Annotated in this window: 18 protein-coding genes and 2 pseudogenes; 9 read left to right on the top strand and 11 right to left on the bottom strand. The window is 72.6% G+C overall.

Features of this window, described 5'->3' with window-relative positions; all coding sequences use genetic code 11:
- Positions 1 to 88: 88 nt before the first annotated feature.
- From ABVB68_RS20175 to ABVB68_RS20145, 7 genes are all read right to left on the bottom strand, one after another.
- Positions 89 to 1,354: a 6-phospho-beta-glucosidase gene (locus tag ABVB68_RS20175; protein ID WP_353602466.1), complete on the bottom strand. Its 1,266-nt coding sequence runs from the start codon at positions 1,352 to 1,354 to the stop codon at positions 89 to 91.
- Between the two features lie 6 nt (positions 1,355 to 1,360).
- Positions 1,361 to 2,257 (bottom strand): carbohydrate ABC transporter permease, encoded by an 897-nt coding sequence (locus ABVB68_RS20170; RefSeq protein ID WP_353602465.1) that lies wholly within the window; start codon positions 2,255 to 2,257, stop codon positions 1,361 to 1,363.
- A gap of 2 nt (positions 2,258 to 2,259) precedes the next feature.
- The gene (locus ABVB68_RS20165; protein ID WP_353602464.1) at positions 2,260 to 3,228 is read right to left on the bottom strand and encodes a carbohydrate ABC transporter permease; all 969 of its coding nucleotides are present in this window, start codon (positions 3,226 to 3,228) and stop codon (positions 2,260 to 2,262) included.
- A 3-nt stretch (positions 3,229 to 3,231) separates the two neighbouring features.
- Positions 3,232 to 4,575, bottom strand: coding sequence for an ABC transporter substrate-binding protein (locus ABVB68_RS20160; protein ID WP_353602463.1), 1,344 nt, complete (start codon positions 4,573 to 4,575; stop codon positions 3,232 to 3,234).
- A 138-nt stretch (positions 4,576 to 4,713) separates the two neighbouring features.
- Positions 4,714 to 5,925 (bottom strand): ROK family transcriptional regulator, encoded by a 1,212-nt coding sequence (locus ABVB68_RS20155; protein WP_353602462.1) that lies wholly within the window; start codon positions 5,923 to 5,925, stop codon positions 4,714 to 4,716.
- 327 nt (positions 5,926 to 6,252) lie between these two features.
- Positions 6,253 to 7,080 (bottom strand): hypothetical protein, encoded by an 828-nt coding sequence (locus ABVB68_RS20150; protein WP_353602461.1) that lies wholly within the window; start codon positions 7,078 to 7,080, stop codon positions 6,253 to 6,255.
- Positions 7,081 to 7,314: 234 nt separating this feature from the next.
- Complete coding sequence (locus ABVB68_RS20145; RefSeq protein ID WP_353602460.1) at positions 7,315 to 8,427, bottom strand: mechanosensitive ion channel family protein; 1,113 nt, start codon at positions 8,425 to 8,427, stop codon at positions 7,315 to 7,317.
- A gap of 316 nt (positions 8,428 to 8,743) precedes the next feature.
- Here ABVB68_RS20145 and ABVB68_RS20140 point away from each other — a divergent pair, with 316 nt between their 5' ends.
- The 4 genes from ABVB68_RS20140 to ABVB68_RS20125 all read left to right on the top strand — a co-directional run bounded on the left by ABVB68_RS20140 (position 8,744) and on the right by ABVB68_RS20125 (position 13,093).
- A complete protein-coding gene (locus ABVB68_RS20140; RefSeq protein ID WP_353602459.1) occupies positions 8,744 to 9,280 on the top strand; it encodes an HNH endonuclease in 537 nt (178 codons plus the stop codon).
- A 982-nt stretch (positions 9,281 to 10,262) separates the two neighbouring features.
- Complete coding sequence (locus ABVB68_RS20135; protein WP_353602458.1) at positions 10,263 to 10,508, top strand: hypothetical protein; 246 nt, start codon at positions 10,263 to 10,265, stop codon at positions 10,506 to 10,508.
- The gene (gene malQ / locus ABVB68_RS20130) at positions 10,509 to 12,626 is read left to right on the top strand and encodes a 4-alpha-glucanotransferase (protein ID WP_353602457.1); all 2,118 of its coding nucleotides are present in this window, start codon (positions 10,509 to 10,511) and stop codon (positions 12,624 to 12,626) included. It begins immediately after the preceding gene.
- Between the two features lie 185 nt (positions 12,627 to 12,811).
- A complete protein-coding gene (locus tag ABVB68_RS20125) occupies positions 12,812 to 13,093 on the top strand; it encodes a hypothetical protein (protein ID WP_353602456.1) in 282 nt (93 codons plus the stop codon).
- A 127-nt stretch (positions 13,094 to 13,220) separates the two neighbouring features.
- Here ABVB68_RS20125 and ABVB68_RS20120 read toward each other — a convergent pair whose 3' ends face one another.
- Positions 13,221 to 13,718, bottom strand: a complete 498-nt coding sequence (locus ABVB68_RS20120) for a MarR family winged helix-turn-helix transcriptional regulator (RefSeq protein WP_353602455.1) — start codon at positions 13,716 to 13,718, stop codon at positions 13,221 to 13,223.
- A 193-nt stretch (positions 13,719 to 13,911) separates the two neighbouring features.
- On the opposite strand from ABVB68_RS20120, the pseudogene ABVB68_RS20115 reads away from it, so the two are divergent.
- Together ABVB68_RS20115 and ABVB68_RS20110 are read left to right on the top strand one after the other, a co-directional pair.
- Positions 13,912 to 14,220 (top strand): annotated as a pseudogene (locus ABVB68_RS20115) (EamA family transporter); the annotation flags it as partial.
- A gap of 2 nt (positions 14,221 to 14,222) precedes the next feature.
- A pseudogene (locus tag ABVB68_RS20110) lies at positions 14,223 to 14,579 on the top strand (LysR substrate-binding domain-containing protein); the annotation flags it as partial.
- Positions 14,580 to 14,656: 77 nt separating this feature from the next.
- On the opposite strand, the gene ABVB68_RS20105 reads toward ABVB68_RS20110, so the two are convergent.
- Positions 14,657 to 15,151 carry a DUF1203 domain-containing protein gene (locus tag ABVB68_RS20105; protein WP_353602454.1) on the bottom strand — a complete coding sequence of 165 codons (495 nt, stop codon included), beginning with the start codon at positions 15,149 to 15,151 and terminating at the stop codon, positions 14,657 to 14,659.
- A gap of 112 nt (positions 15,152 to 15,263) precedes the next feature.
- Here ABVB68_RS20105 and pepN point away from each other — a divergent pair, with 112 nt between their 5' ends.
- A complete protein-coding gene (gene pepN, locus ABVB68_RS20100) occupies positions 15,264 to 17,837 on the top strand; it encodes an aminopeptidase N (RefSeq protein WP_353602453.1) in 2,574 nt (857 codons plus the stop codon).
- Between the two features lie 300 nt (positions 17,838 to 18,137).
- Here the strand turns inward: pepN and ABVB68_RS20095 are convergent, their stop codons facing one another.
- Entirely contained in the window at positions 18,138 to 19,157 is a 1,020-nt protein-coding gene (locus ABVB68_RS20095; RefSeq protein WP_353602452.1) for an aspartate-semialdehyde dehydrogenase, read from the bottom strand.
- A gap of 342 nt (positions 19,158 to 19,499) precedes the next feature.
- Between ABVB68_RS20095 and ABVB68_RS20090 the strand changes: the two genes are divergently transcribed.
- The gene (locus tag ABVB68_RS20090; RefSeq protein WP_503006201.1) at positions 19,500 to 20,048 is read left to right on the top strand and encodes an RNA polymerase sigma factor; all 549 of its coding nucleotides are present in this window, start codon (positions 19,500 to 19,502) and stop codon (positions 20,046 to 20,048) included.
- Between the two features lies 1 nt (position 20,049).
- Positions 20,050 to 21,417, top strand: a complete 1,368-nt coding sequence (locus ABVB68_RS20085) for a hypothetical protein (protein WP_353602451.1) — start codon at positions 20,050 to 20,052, stop codon at positions 21,415 to 21,417.
- A gap of 263 nt (positions 21,418 to 21,680) precedes the next feature.
- Here the strand turns inward: ABVB68_RS20085 and ABVB68_RS20080 are convergent, their stop codons facing one another.
- Positions 21,681 to 24,983 (bottom strand): S8 family serine peptidase, encoded by a 3,303-nt coding sequence (locus ABVB68_RS20080; RefSeq protein ID WP_353602450.1) that lies wholly within the window; start codon positions 24,981 to 24,983, stop codon positions 21,681 to 21,683.
- Positions 24,984 to 25,108: the final 125 nt, after the last annotated feature.

Here is a 25,108-nt window from a genome sequence, read left to right as displayed (position 1 = left end):
GCGCTCCCGGGGCCGGCGGTGCCGGCGGCCCCGGGAGCGGTGGCGCTCGCGCTCCCGGGGACGGTGCGGCGCGCGGTCTCAGGTGCGGTCAGGCCCACGCCAGGTGCTCCCGGTTGTGTGCGATCAGCTGGTCGGTGAGGGTCTCGGCGTACTCGTACTGGCCGATCAGGGGGTGGGCGAGCAGGGCGCGGAAGACCCGGTCGCGGCCGCCGCGCAGTGCCGCCTCCAGGGCCAGGTCCTCGTACGCGGTCACGTTGGCGACGAGGCCCGTGAAGAGGGGGTCCGGATCGGGCACCGGCAGCGGCACCGCGCCGCTCGGGCCGACCGCCGCCTGCACCTCGATCACCGCGTCGTCGGGGAGGAAGGGGAGTGTGCCCCTGTTGAGCGCGTTCACCACCTGGTAGGGGCTGCCTCCGCCGCCCAGCAGGGCCGCGGCGAGGTCCACGGCCGCCTCCGAGTAGTAGGCGCCGCCGCGCTTGGCGAGCAGGGCCGGCTTCTCGTCCAGGGACGGATCGGCGTACATCGCCAGCAGTTCGCGTTCCACGGCCGCCACCTCGGCCGCCCGGGACGGCTTGCCGCGCAGGCCGCGTACGACCTCGTCGTGGGCGTAGAAGTAGCGCAGGTAGTAGGAGGGGACGACGCCCAGCCGGTCCAGCAGCGGCCGGGGCAGGCGCAGGTCGTCGGCGATCGCGTCCCCGTGCTCGGCGAGCAACTTGGGCAGCACGTTCTCGCCCTCCGGGCCGCCGAGGCGGACCCCGGTCTCCCAGCTGAGGTGGTTGAGGCCGACGTGGTCGAGGTGGACGTCCGCCGGGGCCACGCCCAGCAGACCGGCGAACCTGCGCTGGAAGCCGATCGCCACGTTGCACAGGCCGATCGCCCGGTGGCCGGCCTGCAGCAGGGCGCGGGTCACGATGCCGACCGGGTTGGTGAAGTCGATGATCCAGGCACGCGGGTTGGTACGGCGGACCCGCTCGGCGATGTCCAGGACCACCGGGACCGTGCGCAGCGCCTTGGCGAGGCCGCCCGCGCCGGTCGTCTCCTGGCCGATGCAGCCGCACTCCAGCGGCCAGGTCTCGTCCTCCTGCCGGGCCGCCTGCCCGCCGACGCGCAGCTGGATCAGGACCGCGTCGGCGCCCTCGACGCCCGCGTCCAGGTCGCCGGTGGTGACGATCCGGCCGTCGTGACCCTGCTTGGCGAAGATGCGGCGGGCCAGGCCGCCCACCAGCTCCAGGCGGTCCGCGGCCGGGTCCACGAGGACGAGCTCCTCGATGGGCAGGGTGTCCCTGAGGCGTGCGAAGCCGTCGATGAGTTCGGGGGTGTAGGTCGAGCCTCCGCCGACCACGGTGAGTTTCATACGTGGTTAACCCTTCACTCCGGTGAGCGTGACGCCCTCGACGAACGCCTTCTGGGCGAAGAAGAACACGAGGATCACGGGGGCCATGACCAGCACCGTCGCGGCCATGGTGAGGTTCCAGTCGGTGTGGTGGGCGCCCTTGAACGACTCCAGGCCGTAGCTCAGGGTCCAGGCGCCGGGATTCTCGGACGCGTAGATCTGGGGGCCGAAGTAGTCGTTCCAGGCGTAGAAGAACTGGAACAGGGCCACGGCGGCGATGCCCGGCCGGGCCATGGGCAGGACGACCTTCAGCAGGGTGCGCAGCTCTCCGCAGCCGTCGACGCGGGCCGCGTCCAGGTACTCGTTCGGGATCGTCAGCAGGAACTGGCGCAGCAGGAAGATCGAGAACGCGTCCCCGAACGCCATCGGGACGATCAGCGGCCACAGCGTGCCGGACAGGTCCAGCTGCTTCGCCCAGAACAGGTACATCGGGATGATGACCACCTGCGGGGGCAGCATCATCATCGAGATCACCAGCATGAGCGACAGATCGCGGCCCCGGAAGCGGAACTTGGCGAGCGCGTAGGCCACCGGTGTCGAGGACACCACCGTGAGGACCGTGCCGAGGCCGGCGTACACCAGCGTGTTCCGCCACCAGGTCAGGAAGCCGGGGGTGTCGAACACCTTCCGGTAGTTGCCCCACTCCCAGGTGTGCGGGATCAGGTCGCGGCTGAGGGCCTGGCTGTCGCTCATCAGCGAGGTCAGGAACACGAACACGAAGGGCAGGACGAAGAACAGCGCCGCGGCGACCCCCAGGGCGTGGACCGCGATCCACTCCAGCAGGGCGCGGCGCCGGGCCGTGCGTTCGGCGCCGCGGGGCACCGTGGGCGCCTGTTTCACCGGCTGGTCCAGTACGTGGGTCATGATCAGTCACCTGCCTGCACGAGTCCGCCCCGGCGCCGCATCAGCAGCGCGGTGAACGCCATCGACAGGGCGAAGAGCACGAGGGCGACGACACACGCCGAGCCGTAGTCGAAGCGCTGGAAGCCGAGGTTGTAGACGAGTTGGGGGAGGGTGAGCGTGGACTTGTCCGGGTAGCCGGGCTCGAACTGGGTGCCCGCGCCCTGGATCACGCCCGAGGCGACCTTCCCGGCGATCAGTGGCTGGGTGTAGTACTGCATGGCCTGGATCACGCCGGTCACGACGGCGAACACGATGATCGGGGAGATGTTCGGCAGGGTGACGTAGCGGAAGCGCTGCCAGGCCGAGGCGCCGTCCAGGGAGGCCGCCTCGTACTGCTCCGTCGGCACGTCGAGCAGCGCGGCCATGAAGATCACCATCAGGTCGCCGACGCCCCACAGCGCCAGCAGGGTCAGGGCCGGCTTGGACCAGGTGGGGTCGTTGAACCAGCCCGGGGCCGGGATCCCCGCCTTCTCCAGGATCGAGTCGACCGGTCCCGTACCGGGGTTGAGCAGGAACGCGAAGGCCATGGTCGCCGCGACCGGCGGGGCCAGGTAGGGCAGGTAGAAGAGGGTGCGGAAGACGCCCGTGGCTGTCTTGATCTTGGTGATGAGCAGGCCGATGCCCAGTCCGAAGGCCACGCGCAGGGTCACCGTGATCAGCACCAGCCACAGGGTGTTGCGCAGGGCGGGCCAGAACAGCGGGTAGTGCTCGAAGACGTAGGACCAGTTCTTCCCGCCGCTCCACGTCGGCGGCCGGAAACCGTCGTAGTGCATGAAGGAGAAGTAGACCGTCGAGATCATCGGGTACGCGAAGAAGACCGCGAAGCCGATCAGCCAGGGCGACATGAAGGCGAGGGTCCGCAGGGCCTTTCTCCGCTGCTTCGCGGCGAGGCCGGACCGGCGGCGCTCGGCTTTCGAAGTGACCGTACTCATCGGCTACTTCGCCTGCGCGATGTCCGTGTCGATCTGCGCGGCCGTCTTCTTCAGGCCGGCCTTCAGATCGGTGACCTTGCCGCTCTCGTAGTCATAGCCGAACTGCTGGATCGTCACCAGGTACACACCGCCGTTGATCGAGGCGGGGGAGGTGGTGGAGTCCGGGTTGCCGGCGATGTCGAGGAACGTCTTGAAACGCGGGTCGTAAGTGAGCTTCGGGGACTTCAGCGCCGCCAGCGTGGAGGGCACGTTGTGGATGTCGTTGGCGAAGCCGACCACTGCGTCGGTGTCCGTCGTCATGTACTTCACCAGTTCCCAGGCCGCGTTCTGCTTGTGGCTGGTGGCGGCGATGCCGGTGATGGTGCCGGTGATGTAGCCCTTGCCGTACTGCGCGGCCCGGTCGTCCGGCACCGGCAGCGGGGCCACGCCGATCTCGAACTTCGGCTTGGCCTCCTCGGCCATCCCGAGCCGCCACTCGCCGTCGAGCTGCATGGCCACCTGACCGGTGTGGAAGGGGTGCTTGGGGCCCCACTCGTCGCCGAGCGTCGCGCGGAACCTCTCCAGCCTCTGAAATCCGCCCAGTTCGTCCACGAGCCTCTTCTGCAGGGTGAAGCCCTTTTCGAAGGCCGGGTCGGTGGCGACGTTCGACTTGCCGTCCTTGCCGAAGTACTGCGGCGAGAACTGCCCGAAATAGTGCTCGGTGGTGGACTCCCAGCCGTGGTAGTTCGGCATGAAGCCGAGCTGCCGGTAACCGTCGCCCTCGGGGATGGTCAGCTTCTTGGCGTCGGCCTCGAACTCGGACCAGGTCTTGGGCGGATGCGCGATCCCCGCCTTCTTGAACGCCGTCTTGTTGTAGTAGAGCCCGTACGCGTCACCGAGCAGCGGGGCCGTGCAGCGGTTCCCGTCGAACTGGGTGTATTCGTTCATCGGCTTCGGGAAGGTCGCCTCCGGATCGATGCCCGACTTCTTGAAGAAGGGGTTCAGATCCACCAGCGCGCCCGAGGAGCAGAACTTGCCCACGTTGTTGGTGGTGAAGGAGGAGATCACGTCCGGGGCGTTGCCGCCGCCGGAGCGCAGCGCCTGGTTGATCTTGTCGTCGGTCATGTTGCCGACGATGTTCACGTGGATGTTCGGGTGCGCCTTCTCGAAACCGGCGACCAGCGACCTGACCGCCTTGACCTCGTTCGGCGCGCTCCAGGCGTGCCAGAAGTTGATCGTCGTGTCCTTCGACGCGTCGTCCGTGGCACCCGAGCCGGACTGGCCGGTACAGGCGGTGGTGAGCAGGGCCAACGACGCGGTCAGGGCAAAAGCCGTCTTTCGGACGACGGTGGGTGTGACATCGGGCATGGCGAGGTCTCCCGGGGGCGGTATGGGTGAGAGGGGAGGTGCTACCGAGGTGCTGCTGGGGTGGTGGTGAGGGGGAGCCGGGGTGGTGCGGCGGTGCTGCCGGAGCGGGGTCGAGGTGCCGGGCTGGGTACGGCGGGCTCAGCGTGAGGTGTCGAAGACCTCGTCGCGGGTGGTGGCGAGCGCGGACTCCAACGCGCCGCGCAGGACGGGGTGTTCGCGGACCTCCCCGACGACCAGCCGGGGGCGGGCCGCCGCCAGCTCCTCCAGTTCGGCCTGGACGAGGGCGCGCAGCACCTCGCCGCCGGCCGTCAGGGCGGAGCCGCTGAGGACGACGAGTTCGGGGTCGAGAACGGAGACGAGCGAGGCCAGACCGGTGGCCAGCCGGGTCGCGTAGGTCTGGAGCAGCTCCCGGTGCGGGCCGCCCGCGTGATCGGCGGCGCGCGCCACCAGCTCGGCCGCGGCCTCGGTGTACGGCCCCGACGGCAGGTCCGTGATGCCGAGCTCGCGGGCCAGCCGGGGCAGCGCCTGGGAGCCGGCCAGCTCCTGGTAGCCACCGCTGTTCGCCCTGGTCACCTGGCGTACCAGGGGGGTGCCCGGCACCGGCAGGAAGCCGACCTCGCCGGCGCCGCCGGTCCAGCCGCGGTGCAGCCGGCCGCCGAGGACCAGGGCGGCACCGAGGCCCTCCTGGTTCCACAGCAGTACGAAGTCCCCGTGCCCGCGGGCCGCGCCGAGCCGCTGTTCGGCGATGGCCACGAGGTTGACGTCGTTCTCGTACTCCACCGGCATCGGCAGCGCCGCCGCGAGGTCCTCGAGCAGCGCGGGGGCGTGCCAGCCGGGGAGGTGGGAGGCGTAGCGCAGGCGCCCGGTGCCCGGATCGAAGGCGCCGGGGGTGCCGATGACCAGCCGGTGCACATCGGACCGGGCGAGCCCGGCGGCCTTCACCGCGCCGTCGAGGGCGTCGGTGACCTGGCGTACGACGGGTCGCGCCGGACGCCGGCCGGGGGTGGGCAGTTCGTGCTCGCCGACCGTGCGGCCGGTGATGTCGGCGACCGCGGCGCGGATGCGGTCCGGGGTGACGTCGAGCCCGGCGGCGTACGCGGCACCGGGATCGACCGCGTACAGCTGGGCGTTGGGGCCCGGCCGGCCCTCGCTGGTGCCGGTCACCCGGACCAGCCCGGCCGCCTCCAGGCGGGCCAGCAGCTGGGAGGCGGTCGGCTTGGACAGACCGGTGAGCTTGCCGATCCGGGTACGCGACAGCGGGCCGTGCTCCAGCAGGAGGTCCAGGGCGGCACGGTCGTTCATGGCGCGCAGGACGCGCGGGGTGCCCGGCGTACCGGCGGTTCCTGCCATGGGGTCGACACCTGCCTTTCCAGCCGCCCAGGGTCTCAGCGATCCCCGCGCGGAGTCCAGTGTCGATCACCGGCCCGCAGGAGATCATTGTTAGGAAACTTTCCTATTGGGGTGGGAGGAACGTAAGCCCAGGACGAAGGGGGCGTCAATAGACAACGCCCCCGAGGCAACAGAGTCGTTACCTCGGGGGCGGGGCCGTGGCCGTGGCCGGCGTGGGACGTGCCCGTGGGGTGGGCGCGGCCGCGTGTGTGCGGGGGTGCCGGCCGCGTGGGTGCCGGGGCGTCGCCGGCCGCGTGTGTGCGGGGGCTCCGGCGGTGCGGGGTGCGGCTACTTGACCGTCACGTGGTCACCGGCGGACGTCTTCGCGCCCGTGGTGCCGGTGCCGGCGAAGACGAAGCGGTAGGTGCCGCCCCCGGTCGCCTTCATGGTGGTGGACAGGGCGCCCCCGGTGCCGGAGGTGATGCCCTTGACGTTCGCGTAGGAGCCGCCGTCCGCCTTGAACTGCAGCACGACCTTCTGCCCCTTGTAGCCGGTGTACTTGCCGGACTCCCAGTCCGCCCGGGTCAGCTTGCCCTTGACGGTGAGCGTCCTGCCCTTGACCACGGGCTCCGGGGCGGCGTCCACCGTCAGCCGGGCGGCGCGCTGCACCTTGACGGAGGCGAGGTTGCCCCAGACCGTCACGGCGTTCTCTTCGTGCAGGTAGTCGTCGGAGGCGGTGCCGTCGTGGTGCGCGAACACGCCGGCGGCCTTCCAGGTGCTCGCGTCGGCGGCGTCGTGCAGCGACTCCTGCGGATCGACGAGGATCTTCTCGGCGCAGCTCTCGGTGACCGTCGTGTCGGTCGTCGCGGTCTGCTTGCAGACGGGCGGGGCCTCCGGGCCCAGGTCGTTGTCGACCGACTGCAGCGAGCCGCGGTACAGCGCCACGAGCTGGACGTTCTTCTTCTGGTCGATCACCAGGCCCTTGGCCAGGGTCAGCGTGTAGGTGACGGGTACGGTCACCGTCCTGCCGGTGCCGATCACGACCGGCTTGCCGTTGTTCACGGTCACGCCGGAGAACGTCAGGTCCGGCGTACCGGCCGCCGAGGCGGCGGGCGCGGCCACTCCGGCCAGGGCCAGGGCACCGGACAGCGCGGTGCCTATGGCGAGCTTTCGCATGTTTCCCCACATTCGACACGGGCCCCCGGGCGCGGCGTCGCGCTCCAGAACAAGGGCCCGCTGAGACGCGACCCTAGAGGATCACCGGTTGCGGAGGAAGTGCGGGGGGCCGGTGAAGAGGCTCCGTGTCCGGAAGGTCGCCGCACGTCCAGCACGGGGACCGGCGCCGCCGGTCACGGGGGCGCCACCGAGGGGGTCCCACCGCGTCCTGACCGGCTCGGCCGGCTCGTTCCCCTACTTCGCCGGCGGTGCCGGACGCTGCGTGCCGATCGGGGCCGTCGCCGCCGTCTGCGGGGAGTCCGCGCTGGCGTACACCGCCGGCGCCGCGACGGCGGCCGTCGGGTCCGGGGCGTCCTCCACGTCCTCCGCGGCCGTCGCGCCGCCCACGATGCGGATGCTCGCCGCGTCGAAGGCCCGCTTGATCCGCCAGCGCAGCTCCCGCTCGACCGTCACCGACTTGCCCGGCATCGTCTTGGCCGAGACGCGGACCACCATGGAGTCGATCAGCACCGAGTCCAGGCCGAGCACCTGGACCGGGCCCCACAGGAGCTCGTTCCAGGGCTCTTCCTTGCTCATCTTCTCGGCGACCTCGTCCAGCGTGGCCTTGACCCGGTCCAGGTCCTCGCTCGCCTTCACGGTCACGTCGACCCCGGCCGTCGCCCAGCCCTGCGAGAGGTTGCCGATCCGCTTGACCTCGCCGTTGCGGACGTACCAGATCTCACCGCTGTCGCCGCGCAGCTTGGTCACCCGCAGACCGACCTCGATCACCTCTCCGGAGGCCACACCGGCGTCGATCACGTCCCCGACGCCGTACTGGTCCTCCAGGATCATGAACACACCGGAGAGGAAGTCCGTGACCAGGTTCCGGGCGCCGAAACCGATCGCCACGCCGGCCACACCGGCCGAGGCCAGCAACGGCGCCAGGTTGATCTTGAAGGTGCCCAGCACCATCAGCGCGGCCGTACCCAGGATCAGGAAGCTGGCCACCGAGCGCAGCACCGACCCGATCGCCGCCGAGCGCTGGCGCCGCCGCTCGGCGTTGACCAGCAGGCCGCCCAGCGGGCTGCCGTCCACGGCCTGCGCGGTGCGGCCCATCCGGTCGATCAGCTTCGTGATCGCCCGCCGCACCATCGCCCTCAGCGCGATCGCCACCACCACGACCAGCAGGATCTGCAGACCCATCGCGAGCCACGTCGACCAGTTCTGCTCGACCCAGCTCGCCGCGTTCGTCGCGCTGTCCTGGGCGTCCTGGAGCGTCGGCACGGCCGGGGACGTCGACCCCGAGGGGGAGGGCGACGGGGACGGCGATGCACCGGCGGCCGACAGGGCGGCGGGCAAGGACGACACGGCAGGTACCTCCAAGGTGCTGCGCGATCCGCACCGGCGGGCGGTCAAGGTCACGAAAAGGTCACCGGACGGACGGGACCACCACACTAACGGGGCATTGCGCGTGCCTCCCGCGGATCCGGCGAGGAGGGCCGCAGGAGAGACGGGGCTCACCCCGGCTTGAACAGGCCGTCGTCCTGGGGATGTATCGGGTGTGGTCGAAAACACTCCCAGCCCGTTACCGGGACATGGTGGCGCGTTCACCAGGCATGAGGGGAGACTGACTGCAGATCGTCCCGGCGCGAGCCACGCGCCGCCGACGCCCAAGGAGGCACCCGTGCCGCATGTCCTGGTCCTCAACGCGTCGTACGAGCCGCTCGGCGTCGTACCGCTTCGCCGCGCGCTCGTCCTCGTCCTGGAGAACAAGGCCGTTCCCCTCGAGGAATCCGGCGCCTATATGCACAGCGCAACCGTCACAGTCCCCGCACCCAGCGTGGTCCGGCTCAAGCGATTCGTGCGGGTCCCCTACCGCGGGCCCGTCCCCCTCACCCGGCGAGCGCTCTTCGCGCGCGACGGGGGCCGGTGCATGTACTGCGGTGGCGTCGCAACCAGCGTCGACCACGTCATCCCGCGCAGCCGCGGGGGCCAACACCGCTGGGACAACGTGGTGGCGTCCTGCCGCCGCTGCAACCACGTCAAGGCCGACCGGCATCTGGTCGAGCTGGGCTGGCGGCTGCGCCACAAACCGGCTCCGCCCACCGGACTGGCCTGGCGCATCATCGGCACCGGCCACAGGGACCCGCGCTGGCTGCCCTACCTGCAGCCCTACGGCGCGGACGACGCCATGGCCCGGATCGACGGCATCTCGGCGTAGCCGTCCGGGCCGGTTGCGTGCGGGGGACGGCCGGGACGGTGTCCGGGCCGTACGGTGCGGGGGCGCGCGCAGGGGTGACGTGTGTGCCGGGGGCGTGCGCGGCGGTGACGTGTGTGCCCTGGGGTGCGCGTGTGTTCCGTGCGTGCGCCGGGGCGACGTGTGTGCTCGAGGCGTGTGCGGCGGTGACGTGTGTGCCCGGGGTGCGTGTGTGCCGGGGCGTGCGCGGCGGTGACGTGTGTGCCCGAGGTACGCGTGTGTTCCGTGCGTGCGCCGGGGCGACGTGTGTGCCTCAGGTGCGTGCTCGGGGCGTGCGGCAGCCGATGTGTACCCGGGATGCGTGTGTGCGCGGTGCGTGGCGTGTGCCCCGGGTGCCCGCCCCCGATCCGGCGGCCCGGCCTCCTCGCTGGGCGGTCCGCCGGGCCGGTCCGCCCAGCGCACCGGCAGGTTCTGCACGTCCCTCGGCTCGTCCGTGACCGTCGCCTTCCTCGCGGCGACGGCCCGCAGCAGCGCCGCGTCCGTGCAGGCACCGGCGTCCTGCCCCCGCCGGTCCCCACGGGGCGGAGCGGTTTCACGACCCTTCCGTCGGTCACCGGTCGGTTCCGGATCACGGCCACTCCATCAAGTGGTCCGTGACCTTCCTCGCGGCGACGGCCCACAGCAGCGCCGCGTCCGTGCAGGCACCGGCGTCCTGCCCCCGCCGGTCCCCATGGGACGGAGCGGTTTCACGACCCTTCTGTCGATCACCGGGCCGGTTCCGGATCACGGCCACTCCATCAGGTGCTCCGCCGGCGGCCGTGAGTGCGGGCGCCGTCACGGGGTAGGCCTGCCGTAACCCGACCGAGAACCGCACCGCCCCCGCACCGTCCGACACGGCACCGACCCCCCGACCGAGCACCCACACCGACGCCCCCACCGATCACCCGCACTGGCTTTCCCCCCACCCCTCACCCGCCCCCACCGACGCATCCACAAGGAGGCCCCCGTGGCCGCACCGGCCCGACTTTTTCTCCCCGCACAGTGGAAACCCGAGGCGGAGCAGTCCGCCGAGACCGACGAGGCGCCGCTGTGCGTCTTCAGCTCCGAGAGCGCGTGCACGCAGGCGCCGCTGACCAGCGAACCGCCGCTGCCGGACGCCGAGCCCCTGACCAGTGAGCCTCCGCTCGCCGAGACCGCCTCGCTGACCAGCGAGTCCGACCCGATCCCCGACTTCTTCACCGCGGGGGTGTAGATGGCCGCGGCGTACGACGACACGGAGCCGCCCCCGACGGCGGGCCCCGAGTTGTCCCGGCTCGCCGAACTGCACGGGGTCGCCGGCTCTTACAGCCCCGCACCGGACCGTACCGTCGCGGTCCCCGCCTCCGCCGTGATCGCCGCGCTGGCCGCCCTCGGCGTCGACGCGGGCACCCCGGACGCCGTCCGCGCCGCGCTCACCGAGCGGGAACGCGAACTGCGCGAGCGCCTGCTGCCGCCGACACTGGTCCGGTGGGCCGGCGCCGAGCCCCCCGCCGCCCTCGCCGCACTGCCCCCCGGCACCCGGCTGCTGGTGGAGACCGAGGAGGGCGAGGAGCGGAACGGGACCGACGGGCTCCCCCTCGGCGTCCACCGGCTGACCGCGACCGCGCCCGACGGGCGCACCGGTCACGCCCACCTCGTCGTCGCCCCCGACCGGCTGCCCGCCCCGCCGGGCCGCTCCTACGGCCTCCTCGTCCAGCTGTACTCGCTGCTCTCCCGCCGCTCCTGGGGCATGGGCGACCTCGGTGACCTCGCCGAGCTGGCCGGCTGGGCCGGTCGCACCGCCGGTGCCGGGTTCGTCCAGGTCAACCCGTTGCACGCGGCCGTACCGGGCGCCCCCACCGACCCGTCGCCGTACCGGCCCTCCTCCCGCCGCTTCCCCGACCCCGTGCACCTGCGGATCGAGGAGATCGGCGAGTTCGGGTACGTCGAGGACCGTGAGCGGCTGCACACACTGCTGGAGCGGGCCGAACGGCTGCGGGCCACCGTCCTCGACAAGGGCGCCCTCATCGACCGCGACGCCGTGTGGGAGCTGAAGCGCGAGGCACTGGAACTGGTCCTCGCGGTCCCCCTCGGGCCCGGCCGGCAGGCCGCCTACGACGACTTCCGCGCCGCCCACGGGCAGGCGCTCGACGACCACGCCACCTGGTACGCCCTGGCCGAGGTCCACGGTTCCGACTGGCACCGCTGGCCGGACGGGCTGCGCGACCCGCGTTCGGCCGAGACGGCCCGTGCCCGCGCCCGGCTCGCCGACCGCGTCGACTTCCACGCCCGCCTCGCCTGGCTCACCGACGGCCAGCTCCGTGCCGCCCAGCGTGCCGCCCGCGAGGCCGGGATGCCCGTCGGGATCGTGCACGACCTCGCCGTCGGCGTGCATCCGGTGGGCGCCGACGCCTGGGCCCAGCAGGACGTGTTCGCCGCCGGCACCTCGGTCGGCGCCCCACCGGACGCCTTCAACGCCCGCGGACAGGACTGGGGCCTGCCGCCCTGGCGCCCCGACCGGCTCGCCGCCTGTGGCCACGCCCCCTACCGCGAGCTGCTGCGCGCCCTCTTCCGCTATGCCGGCGCCCTGCGCATCGACCACGTCATGGGCCTGTTCCGGCTCTGGTGGGTGCCCCAGGGCAGCCCGCCCACCGAGGGCACCTACGTCCGCTACGACGCCGACGCCATGCTCGCCCTCCTCGCCCTGGAGGCCACCCGGGCCGGCGCGGTCGTCATCGGCGAGGACCTCGGCACCGTCGAGCCCGGCGTGCGCGAGACGCTGCAGCGGCGCGGGGTGCTCGGCACCTCCGTGCTCTGGTTCGAACGGGACTGGGAGGGCGACGGGCACCCGCTGCCGCCCGAGCGCTGGCGGGCCGACTGCCTGGCCACCGCCACCACCCACGATCTGCCGCCCACCGCCGCCCGGCTCACCGGCGACCACGTCGGGCTGCGCGACCGTCTCGGCCTGCTCACCCGTTCGGCGGCCGAGGAGCACGCCGAGGCCGCCGCCGACGCGGCGGAGTGGCTCGCCCTGCTCGGCAGCCTCGGACTGCTGGACAGCCCGGCCGCCGGACCGCCCGGCTCCGACGAGGAGGAGGAGATCCGCGCCGTCCACCGTTTCCTGCTGCGCACCCCGGCCCGGCTGCTCGGCGTCTGGCTGCCGGACGGCGTGGGCGACCGCCGCCCGCAGAACCTGCCGGGCACCTGGGACCAGTACCCGAACTGGCGGCTGCCGATCGCGGACCACGAGGGCAGGCCGGTGCCACTGGAGGAGCTGACGGCCTCGCCGCGCCTGCGGGCCCTGCTGGAAGTCCTCCGGCACGGCGGTCCCGCGGACCCGCCGCAGGCCTGAGGAGGGCGAGGGGAGGCGGGGCGCGAGGGCCGGGCCGCTGCCGCGGCACTTCTCCCGGCCCCGCCCCGCGTCCTGCCCTTGCCTGCACCCCCTACCGGATCTCGCGCCCGCACCCCCGCCCTGCCCCGCACCCCCTACCGGACCCCGCGCGCGCACCCCGCGCGGCGGTTCGCTAACTTGAGAGCGTGGACAAGAAGAACGCCCTGCGCGCCGGCGCCCTGGCCGCCGGTACGACGCTGATGATGCTGCTCATGTCGTCTCCCGCGCTCGCGCTGGCCCGCGACGACGGCGACGACCCCGGCCCGGGCCTGAGCGTCATCCAGACGCTGGGTCTCTACGTGTTCCTGCCGGTGGCCCTGTTCGTGGTGATCGCCGGCCTCGTCATGGCGCTGGACCGGTCCCACCGCAAGAAGGACGACACCTCGTCCAACATCAACGTCAGGCCCGGAGCCGACGTCAAGGCCTGACCGCACCGTGGTCTCCGTCGCCCAGGGCGCCGGTCCCCCCGCCGGTACGCGCACCCGCCGTACCCGGACGGGACCGGCGCCCTCGGCGTTCTCCGGAGCCTCCTGAGCGGCGCCCGTCCGGGTCCGGCTACTTCGCGGTGCCGTCCAGCAGGTCCCGCAGCAGGTCGGCCAGTCGGCCGGTCTGCTCGGCGGTCAGGGCGGTCAGGGCGGCACTCTGTTCGGCCAGGCCGGCGCCGAGCGCCTCGTCGATCAGCCGCAGGCCCTCCTCGGTGAGCGTCACCTGCAGAGCGCGCCGGTCGTGCGGGTCGGGGGAGCGGCGTACCAGACCGGCCCGCTCCAGCTTGTCGAGGCGGCCGGTCATGCCACCGGTGGTGAGCATGAGGGCGGCCGACAACTGGCGGGGCGAGAGGGTGTGCGGCTCGCCGGCCCGGCGCAGGGCGGCGAGCACGTCGAACTCGCCGCGGGAGATGCCATAGGGCTCGTACGCCTTCTCCAGCCGGTCGCCCATGGCGCGGCTGAGCCGGAAGACCCGGCCGAAGATCTCCATCGCCCTGGTGTCGAGGTCGGGCCGCGCCTGCGCCCACTCATCGATGATCGCGTCGACGGGGTCCTTGCGCTGCTGCATGCGGTGAGTATCGGCGGGGGCCGGGGCGACGGCAAGAAAGCGGCTCCTGCGGCTCGCGGGCGGTCCACAGCCGCCGACCATTCGGTTTCCCTGAAGGGAATGGTCGTGAAGATTCGATGGACCTGACAGGTTCGCCGCTGGGACGGTAGGGACGCACCCACCCGATCCCCCTAGCCCCAGCGAAGGAACCCCAGTGGCCGACGTCCTGCCCCGGACCACCGCCTCGAACTCACGCCCCACCCGCCCCGCCCGCACGGCCGCCGCCCCGCTCCTCGGTGTCGCCTGCGCCGCGCTCGCCACCGTCGTCTGGTCCGGCAGCTTCGTCACCTCCCGTGGACTGCACGACAGCGTCCCGCCCGTCCAGCACGCCTTCTGGCGCTGGGTGATCGCCCTGATCGCCGTCGCCCCCTTCGGCGCCCGGCAGGCCTGGCGGCAGCGGGCGCTGCTGCGCCGGCACGGCCGGTACGTCCTGCTGGCCTCGCTGCTCGGCGTGGCGGTCTACGCCATCCCCTCGCCGGTGCCGACGCCCTGGCCCTGACCGACCTCGCCGGGGAGCCCTGGATCTTCGGCGGCAGCGGGCCCTGGTCGGACATCACCCGCCGGGCCTGCGAGGCGGCCGGCTTCAGCCCCCACCAGGGCCACTCGGCCTCCGGCTGGACCGCGATCCTCGCCATGGTGGAGGCGGGCATGGGGGTCGCCCTGGTACCGCGGATGGTGGCCGGCCGCCGGGAGGGTGTCATCCTGCGCGAGCTGGGCGCGGAGCGTCCGGTGCGCCACGTGGTGGCGGCGGTCCGCAGGGGCGCGGAGACGGGCCGGGCCGTGGCCCGGGTGCTCCGGGCGCTGGCCGACACGGCTGCCGCTCGCCCGGACCGCCCCGGTGATCAGGTGCTCCGGGCGCTGGCCGACACGGCTGCCGCTCGCCCGGACCGCCCCGGTGATCAGGTGGCGGACGTGTCCGGGGTCCGCCGTACCTCGTAGAGGAAGCAGCCGTACTCCACCGCCCGGACGTGCAGCAGGGCCACCTTCGGGTCGGCGAAGGCCTCCGCGAAGGCGGGCTCGAAGCCGGCCCCGTCCCGGACCAGGCGGCCGCCGAGGATGTGGCCGTCGGCCGAGTAGCGGCGGACCGTGCGGTGGACCTCGGTGAAGGGCAGCGCGGCCCCGTCCGGGCCGGGGCAGTCGTCGGCGTGGACGAAGACCGGGCCCTGTTCGTCGTAGGCACCGGGGTCGGCACCCGTCTCGGCCGCCCAGCGGCGCAGCGGCGCGTAGGAGACCAGGACGATCCGCTCGCCGGGGGTGCTGCGGCGCAGACAGCAGCGCAGCGGTGCCCCGCCCTCCTCGTCGGCGAACGGGAGCGGCGGACGGCCCGCGTCGTCGGCCTCGCGCAGCTCCTTGAGGACCCCGGCCGTGACGGGCCGTGCGGTGTATGTCGTCATGTGCCCAGCGTCGCGCCGCGCCGCCGCGCTCACCGGCGGGAACCGGACATCGCGTTCCCCACCGGTCCCATGGAAGGATGACGCAACCGACACATATCGAGGAGATGACCGCGTGCCTGGCACAAACCTGACTCGCGAAGAGGCACAGCAGCGGGCCGAGCTGCTCACCGTTGACTCGTACGAGATCGATCTCGACCTCTCCGGCGCGCAGGAGGGCGGTACCTACCGGTCCGTGACCACGGTGCGCTTCGACGCCGCGCGGGGCGGCGCGGAGTCGTTCATCGACCTGGTGGCGCCGGCCGTCCACGAGGTGGTGCTCAACGGCGACCAGCTGGACGCCGCCGAGGTCTTCCAGGACTCCCGGATCGCCCTGCCCGGGCTGCTGCAGGGGCGCAACGTCCTGCGGGTCGTCGCCGACTGCGCGTACACCAACACCGGCGAGGGCCTGCACCGATTCGTCGACCCGGTCGACGAACAGGCCTACCTCTACACCCAGTTCGAGGTCCCGGACGCCCGCCGCGTCTTCGCGTCCTTCGAGCAGCCGGACCTGAAGGCCACCTTCCGGTTCACCGTGAAGGCGCCCGAGGGCTGGACCGTCATTTCCAACTCCCCGACGCCCGAGCCCAAGGACAACGTCTGGGCCTTCGAGCCGACGCCGCGCATCTCGTCGTACGTCACGGCGCTCATCGTCGGCCCGTACCACTCGGTGCACAGCGTGTACGAGAAGGACGGCCAGTCCGTGCCGCTCGGCATCTACTGCCGGCCCTCGCTCGCCGAGTTCCTGGACTCGGACGCGATCTTCGAGGTCACCCGGCAGGGCTTCGACTGGTTCCAGGAGAAGTTCGACTACGCCTACCCCTTCGAGAAGTACGACCAGCTGTTCGTGCCCGAGTTCAACGCGGGCGCGATGGAGAACGCGGGCGCGGTGACCATCCGCGACCAGTACGTCTTCCGGTCGAAGGTGACCGACGCGGCGTACGAGGTGCGCGCGGAGACGATCCTGCACGAGCTGGCCCACATGTGGTTCGGCGACCTGGTCACCATGGAGTGGTGGAACGACCTGTGGCTGAACGAGTCGTTCGCCACCTACACCTCCATCGCCTGCCAGGCCGCCGCGCCCGGCTCGAAGTGGCCGCACTCGTGGACCACGTTCGCCAACTCGATGAAGACCTGGGCCTACCGGCAGGACCAGCTGCCGTCCACGCACCCGATCATGGCGGACATCCGCGACCTGGACGACGTGCTCGTCAACTTCGACGGCATCACCTACGCCAAGGGCGCGAGCGTGCTCAAGCAGCTCGTCGCCTACGTCGGCGAGGACGAGTTCTTCCAGGGCGTGCAGGCCTACTTCAAGCGGCACGCGTTCGGCAACACCCGCCTGTCCGACCTGCTGGGCGCCCTGGAGGAGACCTCCGGCCGCGATCTGAAGACCTGGTCGAAGAAGTGGCTGCAGACGGCCGGCATCAACGTCCTGCGCCCGGAGATCGCCACCGACGCCGACGGGGTCATCACCTCCTTCGCCGTCCGCCAGGAGGCCCCGGCCCTGCCGGCCGGCGCCAAGGGCGAGCCGACCCTGCGCCCGCACCGCATCGCCATCGGCCTGTACGACCTGGACGCCGACTCCGGCAAGCTGGTGCGCACCGACCGGGTCGAGCTGGACGTCGACGGGGCGCTGACCGCCGTACCGCAGCTGACCGGCAAGCGCCGCCCGGCGGTCGTCCTGCTCAACGACGACGACCTGTCCTACGCCAAGGTCCGGCTGGACGAGGAGTCGCTGAAGACCGTCACCGAGCACCTCGGCGACTTCGAGGCGTCCCTGCCGCGCGCCCTGTGCTGGGCGTCCGCGTGGGACATGACGCGGGACGGCGAACTGGCCACCCGCGACTACCTCTCGCTGGTCCTGTCCGGCATCGGCAAGGAGTCCGACATCGGCGTGGTGCAGTCGCTGCACCGCCAGGTCAAGCTCGCGATCGACCTCTACGCCGACCCCGCCACCCGCGAGGCGCTGCTGAACCACTGGACCGACGCCACGCTGGCCCACCTGCGTGCCGCCGAGCCGGGCAGCGACCACCAGCTTGCCTGGGCGCGGGCCTTCGCCGCGACCGCGCGCACCCCGGAGCAGGTGGACCTGCTGGACGCCCTGCTGGACGGCGCGACGACCATCGAGGGCCTGGTCGTCGACACCGAGCTGCGCTGGGCGTTCGTGCAGCGGCTCGTCGCGGTCGGACACTTCGACGAGGCCGACATCACGGCCGAGTACGAGCGGGACAAGACCGCGGCCGGTGAGCGGCACGCGGCCACCGCCCGCGCGGCCCGCCCCACGGAGGAGGCCAAGGCGGAGGCGTGGGCGTCGGTCGTCGAGTCCGACAAGCTGCCCAACGCCGTGCAGGAGGCCGTGATCAGCGGCTTCGTGCAGACCGACCAGCGCGAGCTGCTGGCGCCGTACACGGACCGGTACTTCGAGGTCCTCAAGGGCGTCTGGGACTCCCGTTCGCACGAGATCGCCCAGCAGATCGCGATCGGCCTGTACCCGTCGGTCCAGGTCAGCGAGGAGACCCTGGCCAAGACGGACGCCTGGCTGGCCTCCGCCGAGCCGAACGCGGCGCTGCGCCGCCTCGTCTCGGAGTCCCGCGCGGGCGTGGAGCGCGCCCTGAAGGCCCAGGCGGCGGACGCGGCCGCCCAGTAGGGCCGCCGGTAGGCCGTACGCGGAGCAGGACGAGGGCGCCCGGCGATCCGGGCGCCCTCTCGCGCGCTCGGCGCCGGGGCCATGCCGCCGGTGACGTCGGCGAAGCGCCCGCGTCCCCGCCGGCACCTGTGCGGACCTCCGTACCGTGCCGGCACCTGTCCCGCGTCCCCGCCCGCACCTGTGCGGACCTCCGTACCGTTCCCGTCTCCGTGCCCCCGTCAGGTCAGCCCGGAGGACGCGGAAGGGGCGGCCACGTGGTCGTGGCCGCCCCTTCCCGCAGGCTCCTTGCTACCCGGCCCGTTACTTGCCGGACAGCTCCGCCGCCACCAGTTCCGCGATCTGGACCGCGTTCAGCGCGGCGCCCTTGCGGAGGTTGTCGTTGGAGATGAACAGGGCCAGGCCGTTGTCCACCGTCTCGTCGCGGCGGATGCGGCCGACGAACGACGGGTCCTGACCGGCCGCCTGCAGCGGGGTCGGGATCTCGGAGAGGGCGACGCCCGGGGCCTTCGCGAGCACCTCGGTGGCGCGCTCGGGGGAGATGGGCCGGGCGAAACGGGCGTTGACCTGGAGGGAGTGGCCCGAGAAGACGGGGACGCGCACGCAGGTGCCGGAGACCTTCAGCCCGGGGATCTCCAGGATCTTGCGGGACTCGTTGCGGAGCTTCTGCTCCTCGTCGGTCTCGTTCAGACCGTCGTCGACGATGCTGCCCGCGAGGGGCAGCACGTTGAAGGCGATGGTGCGCTTGTAGACCTGCGGCTCGGGGAAGTCGACCGCGCCGCCGTCATGGGTGAGCTTGTCCGCCTCGGCGGCCACCTTCTGCACCTGGCCGTGCAGCTCGGCCACGCCCGCGAGCCCGGAGCCGGACACCGCCTGATACGTGGCGACGGTCAGCGCCTCCAGGCCGGCCTCCTCGTGCAGCGGCCTGAGCACCGGCATCGCGGCCATGGTGGTGCAGTTCGGGTTGGCGATGATGCCCTTCGGGCGGTCCGCGATGGCGTGCGGGTTCACCTCGGAGACGACCAGCGGGACCTCGGGGTCCTTGCGCCAGGCGGAGGAGTTGTCGATGACGACGGCGCCCTGGGAGGCGACCTTCTCGGCCAGCGCCTTGGAGGTCGAGCCGCCGGCGGAGAAGAGCACGATGTCGAGGCCGGTGTAGTCGGCGGTCGTCGCGTCCTCCACCGTCACGCCGTCCAGCACGGTCCCGGCCGAGCGGGCCGAGGCGAACAGGCGCAGCTGCGTGACCGGGAAGTTCCGCTCCGCGAGGATCCTGCGCATGACCGTGCCGACCTGACCGGTGGCTCCGACGATTCCGACCCTCACAGTGACTCCCTCTATCCGTCTCTCACATGACCGGGGCTTTTCCATCATGCGGCCGACCCCGGTCCGCGTGTCCAATTCTTTGCGTGCCGCGCCCCGGGAACGAGGACACGATCACCCGGCGGCCGGTTCCGTACCTCCGTCGGGCACCCCGCTGAGCTGGAGAAATTCGCTCCATGGAGGGTGCACGCCGAAAGCTGTGCTGTCCCGCTCCCTGCCCGTCCGGATTGCGGCCACACGGCGGTGTGACGTACGCCTCGGCCGCCGGCCCCGGGAAATTCCGGCCGGGCCCGAACGTTCCGCCCGGCCCCGGCGTCGTAGGGGCGGAGGCGAGGGGGGTGGCTTGTGCTGCGCGGAGGAGCGCGCCGTGATCGAGGGGCGTACGCCACCGGCACGGACCGGGCCGGTGACGATCCGCTGGACGCGGCCCAGGAACGCCGGGTGCGGGCGGTGCTCGCGCTCGGCGGGGTGCCGCAGTCGGACCTGCCGGACGGGGTGCAGCAGGTCAGGCTGCGGCTGCTGGAGCGGACGGCGAGCGGCCGCGAGGCACCGCGGGACGTTTCGGCGTGGGCCGCGGTGGTCGCGTCCCACCTCGCCATGGACTGGCACCGGGCCAAGCGGCGCCAGGAGCGATTGGGGGAGCGGCTGGCCGCGCTGCGCGAGCCCGCCCACCCCTCCGGCGAGGAGACCAGCCTGCTCTCGCTCGCCGTCGCCCGGGGCCTGGACGCCCTGCCCGCCGCCCAGCGGCAGGTGCTCGTCCTGCGCTTCTTCGCCGACCTGCAGGTGCGGGACATCGCCGCCGAGCTGGGCGTCCCCGAGGGCACGGTCAAGAGCAGGCTGCACACGGCGGTGCGCGCCCTGCGCGCACGGCTGCACGAGGACGAGGTGGTGTGACGTGACCGCCGGACACGAGAGCGCGGACGGCACGGCCTACGAGGGGGCGGCTTACGAGGGGGCGGCCGACGAGGGCACGGCCCATGACGGGGCGGCCTACGACGGGGCGGCCGACGGCGCGGCCTGCGAGGGGGCGGCCGACGAGGGCACGGCCCATGACGGGGTGGCCCATGACGGGTCGGCCTACGACGGGGCGGCCTACGACGTGGCGGCCCACGAAGGCATGGACGCCCTGATGGCCGCCATCACCGGGGAACCCCTGCCGCAGGACGCCCTCCAGGACCCGCTCCGCCGCGCCGAGCACCGGGCGGCCGAGGCCGACGTGACCACGCTGAAGAACCAGCTGACCTGGCTGGCGGAGGCACTGACGGGGGAGAGGCAGACAGGGGAGAGGCAGACAGAGGGGCCCGAGGGGGAGACGCGGGCACCGGAGGCCGGGCGGGGCATGCAGACACCGGCGTCCGCGAGGGGCACGCAGGCACCGGCGTCCGCGAGGGGCACGCAGGCACCGGCGTCCGCGAAGGGCACGCAGGCACCGGCGTCCGCGAAGAGCACACAGGCACCGGCGTCCGCGAGGGATGCGCGCGAGCCGGGGGTCGTGGAGAAGGCGCCGGCGTGGGAGGCCGGGGTGGTGGGCGGCGAGGCGGAGGTGCCCGGGGGCGGGGCCGGGCCGCAGGACTCGCCGCCTGGCGGGCAGCGTTCCGGGGCAGCTCGCCTCGGCGGCGGCGCGCGTGCCGCCGGTTCCCCTCGATCCCGGCGCCCGGGCCGCCCCTCCCGATCCCGCCGGGCGGCGCGTGTGGCGCTCGGCTCGTTCGCCGGGGTCGCCGCCTTCTGCCTGGCCTTCGGGTTCGGCTGGCTGGTGACGCACGCCCCGGGCGACGCGTCCGGCGGGCGGGCCGACGACGCCGGTGCGAAGAGTGCCGCCGACGCGCCGGCCGAGGCGTCCGGTGAGGGCGGGCGGCCCTCGGACCCGGTGCGCGACCTGGCCTGCTCCCGGCTGGTGGTGGAGGGCACCGTCGTCGCCGTGGAAGCCGGCGCGCAACCGCCCAGCCCCTCCGCACCGCCCAGCCCTTCCGCACCGCCCGGCCCGGCACCGCGCACCCCCTCCTCCTGGAGCCGCATCACGCTGAGCGTCATCCGGTCCTACAAGCCCGCCCACGGACCGGCGGAGGTCGGCTTCCTGCTCGCCGGAGGGGCGGAGCCGGCACCGCGCAAGGGACAGCACGTGCTCGTCCAGGTCGGTGCGGGCCGGCCGGACGCGACCCGGTGGACCGTCGGCGACGCCCGCGTGGCCGCCGAACGTGCCCGGATCACCGAGGCCTTGCCGGCGTCCGGGCACACCCCGTGCCCCTCCGGCACAACGCCCTGAGCCCGGCCACGAAGGGGCGGGCGTCCATAAGGACGCCCGCCCCTTCCGGGTGGACGTGTGCCGGGGCACCCGCCCCTTCCGGGGGGACGTCCACCGGGGCACCCGCCCCTTCCGGGTGGACGTGTGCCGGGGCACCCGCCCCTTCCGGGTGTACGTGTGCCGGGGCACCCGCCCCTCCCCGGTGGACGTCCACCGGGGCACCCGCCCCCTCCGGGCGGACGTCCACCGGGACACCCGCCCTGACGGACGATCGGGTCAGGCCGTTACGGCGTGACCTTCTCGATCTTCACGCTGCCGGTGCCCGCGACCGTGCCCCGCGCGTTCAGCAGCTGCACGCGGCCGAAGAACTCGCGGCCGGCCGGAGCCTCGGCGGTGGCCGTGACCTGGCCGGTCACCGTCGCCGAGTCACCCGTGCCGAGCTTGACCGGTGAGCCGTCCACCGTGACGAAACCGAGCGCGGAGGAGAAGAACACGTCCCGGTAGTCGTAGTCCGTGCTGCCGGCCGGGACCGAGTAGCCCACGACCTTGATGGTGTACGTGCCGGCGGCCGGCGACGGCACGGAGACCGCCTCTTCCGAGTCGCCGTCGGCGGACTGGGCGACCTGCGTGCCCTTCGCGTCGTACACCGTCAGGTCGAGGTCGGCGCCCGCGTCCGAGACGCCTCCGATGGCGACGTCGAGCGACGTGGCGCCGGCCGGGACCTCCACCGTGGTGGTCTGCGTCTCGCCCTGCTTGATCGCCGGACGGGTCGTTCTGGACGAACCGAGCGGGCCGCCGGCCAGCTTGCCGTCCAGGGCGGCGTACTCGTTGGTCACCTTCCAGGAGGCGGTGACCGGGGTGCCGACCTTGGCCGTGGGGACGGTCACGGTCTCCGGGTCGAAGGCCGCGCCGAGGACGGAGACGTCCAGCTGGTACGGGTTGTCGAGCAGCGGCGAGGTGCGGCGCGCCTCGACCTCGATCTCCCACACGCCGGGCTGCGGGTCGGCGTACGAGCGCACGTCGGGCTTGCAGCCGTTGCCGTCGAGGTAGTTGTTGTAGCACTTCGGCGTCGAGGTCTCGTCGACCGGAGTGCCGTACGGGTGGATGGCGATGAAGCGGGTCTGGCTCTTGTCCTTGAGCCCGCCGATCGCGACCTCGAGCGACTTCGCGCCCTCGGGCACCGTCACGAAGTACGACCGGGTGCTGTTGCGCTGCACCGAGCCGGACGCCGAGTAGGTGTGGTGCAGCGGCGAGGAGACCACGACGGTGGACAGGATCTGCCGGTCGATGCCCTCGGTCCGCGGGTCGTCGACCTCCAGGATCGCGCTCTTGACGCCCGCCGACGCGGGGGCGGCCTGGACCTTGACGGTCACGGGCTGGTTCAGCGGCAGCTTCACCACGTCGTCGCCGAGGATCCGGAAGGTGTGCCCGGCGTTGTTCTCGAAGTGCAGCTCGTGCCGGACGGCCTTGTCCGGGCCGGAGGTGCGGGTGATGGTGACGTCGTAGGTCTTCTTGTGGCCCGCCTGCAGGCCGCCCTCGCGGTCGTAGAGGCCGGTGCCGAAGCCCGGGGTCTTCAGGGCGTAGTCGATCGCGGTGTCGACCGGCGCCTTCACGGTGTACTCGTGGGCGGTGGCGTCGTCCCTGATGGACTTCCAGGCGTCGACGACGTTGATCAGGCCCGCGCCCTCCTCGTACGCCTGCACGTCCTTGATGTGGTCGGCGGTCGAGGTCAGGGCCGTGCGGAGGGTGGCGGGGGTCAGGTCGATGCCCTCCCGCTTCGCGGCCGACAGCAGCAGCGCGGAGGCGCCGGCGGCCTGCGGGGAGGCCATCGAGGTGCCCTGGAGCATCGAGTAGCCGGCCGGCAGCGTGTACCCCGCCTCGGCGACCGGGGAGCCCGGCAGCCAGGTCTGGGTGGTGTTGATCGCGGCGCCGGGCGCGCTCAGGGTCGGCGTGAAGCCGCCGTCCTCACGCGGCCCGCGCGAGGAGAACGGCATCATCGCGTACCTCGTCGCCACGGCCGAGCCGTAGTCGGCGGCCCAGGTCTCCTTGGAGATGGTGGCGCCGACCGAGATCACCTTGTCCGCGAGGCCGGGGTCGCCGATGGTGTTGGCGCCGGGGCCGGAGTTGCCCGCGGAGATCACCAGCTGGACGCCGTAGGTGTCGATGAGCCGGGTGTACAGCTCGGCGCGCGCGTTGTTGCCGTCGTTCAGCGCGGGCAGACCGCCGATCGACATGTTGACGATGTCGACACCGCGGTTGGTGACGAGGTCGATCATGCCCTCGGTGAGCGCGACGTTGGTGCAGCCGCCGGTCCAGGTGCAGGCACGTGAGGAGACGATCTTCGCGCCGGGGGCGGCGCCGTTCATCCTCCCGCCGAACAGGCCGTTGGCGGAGGTGATGCCGGCCACGTGGGTGCCGTGCTCGGACTCGATGACGCCGATGTTGACGAAGTCGGCCTTCTTGCCGACCCAGTCGCCGCCGTAGGGGTCGGTGGGCACGTCCTTGCGGATCTGCACGACGAACGGCTGCCGCTCGACGACGTCGGTCTTCGGGTCGTCGGTGCCGAAGTAGCCGATCTGGTAGCCGTCCTTGTACGGCTTCATCGGCGTGTCGTCGGTGAAGTCGAAGTTGTTGTTCAGGTCGACGCGTACGGTGCCGGCGGCCGGGTCGTAGAGGATGCCCCAGGCGTCGGTGGTGTCGCCGTCGCGGTTGGCGTCGCCCTTGGCGTCGCCGCCGGCCGTGGCCGACTCGCGGAACAGGCTGACCTGGTAGTCGCCCGCGGGCGCCTTCCAGGTCGCGCCGCCGTAGCTGAACGACGGGCCGCTGACCGGGTTGGTCATCCGGCGCCAGGTGCCGTCGCCGTCCAGGATCGGGTCCGTCGCGGTGACCCAGTCGACGATCTTCCGTTCGCCGGTGCTGGTCTTCTGCAGCGCCGGGTGGCCGAGGTCGACGCCGGAGTCGAGGATGCCGATGGTGACCCCGCGGCCGTCCGCCTTCGGGTGGTCCTTGACGAAGTCGACGGCACCGGTCTCGAAGGAGGGGTTGTACGGGTTCTCCGCCGGGGTGTTCCTGCCCGGTCCCGAGTAGCCGCCCGTCGCGCCGTGGGACGTGCGGGCGGTGTCCGCGCTCGGCGTCGGGTCGTCGAGCGGGATCTCCCGCTTGAGGTCGATGGCGTGCACCGAGGAGAGTCCCGCCGCGGTCTTGACGGCGGCGTCGGCCCTGCCGGTGGGCACGGTGGCGCGGACGTAGCCGACCTTGTCGTAGGTGCGCCCCACCGAGCCGCCCGGGACCGCGTCCAGCTTCGCGGCGACCTGCTCGGTCTGCCCGGGGGCCGTCGCGATCATCAGCGTGATGTTCTTGGCGCCGTCGGCCTCGGCGTCTGCGAGCGTGGCGGCGTCGTCCGCACCCAGCTTGTCGTGGGCGGACTTGACGCCGGGGTCGGCGGCCGGGGCGGGCGGCGCGTCCGCGGCGAGGGCCAGGGGTACCGCCCCCGCGGCGGAGAGGGCGGCCACCACTCCCACGGTCACGGCTATGCGGGCCAGGCGTCTCGGGCCGGGTATGGGATCACGCTCAGGGGTGTGGGTCATCGGCATCCCTCAGGTAAAGGAACGAGCGGACGAGAGCGCTCAGCCTTACCGAAGGTCCCCGAGTTTGGGGACTGTTGACCGAATCGAAATCAACGTATGGGGAAAACCCGCGATGTGATGTGAGC

This window comes from Streptomyces sp. NPDC096012 (genome assembly GCF_040426375.1).
GTDB lineage: Bacteria > Actinomycetota > Actinomycetes > Streptomycetales > Streptomycetaceae > Streptomyces.
Note: the sequence above shows the minus strand (reverse complement) of the source record. Positions and strands in the feature narration are given on the sequence as shown.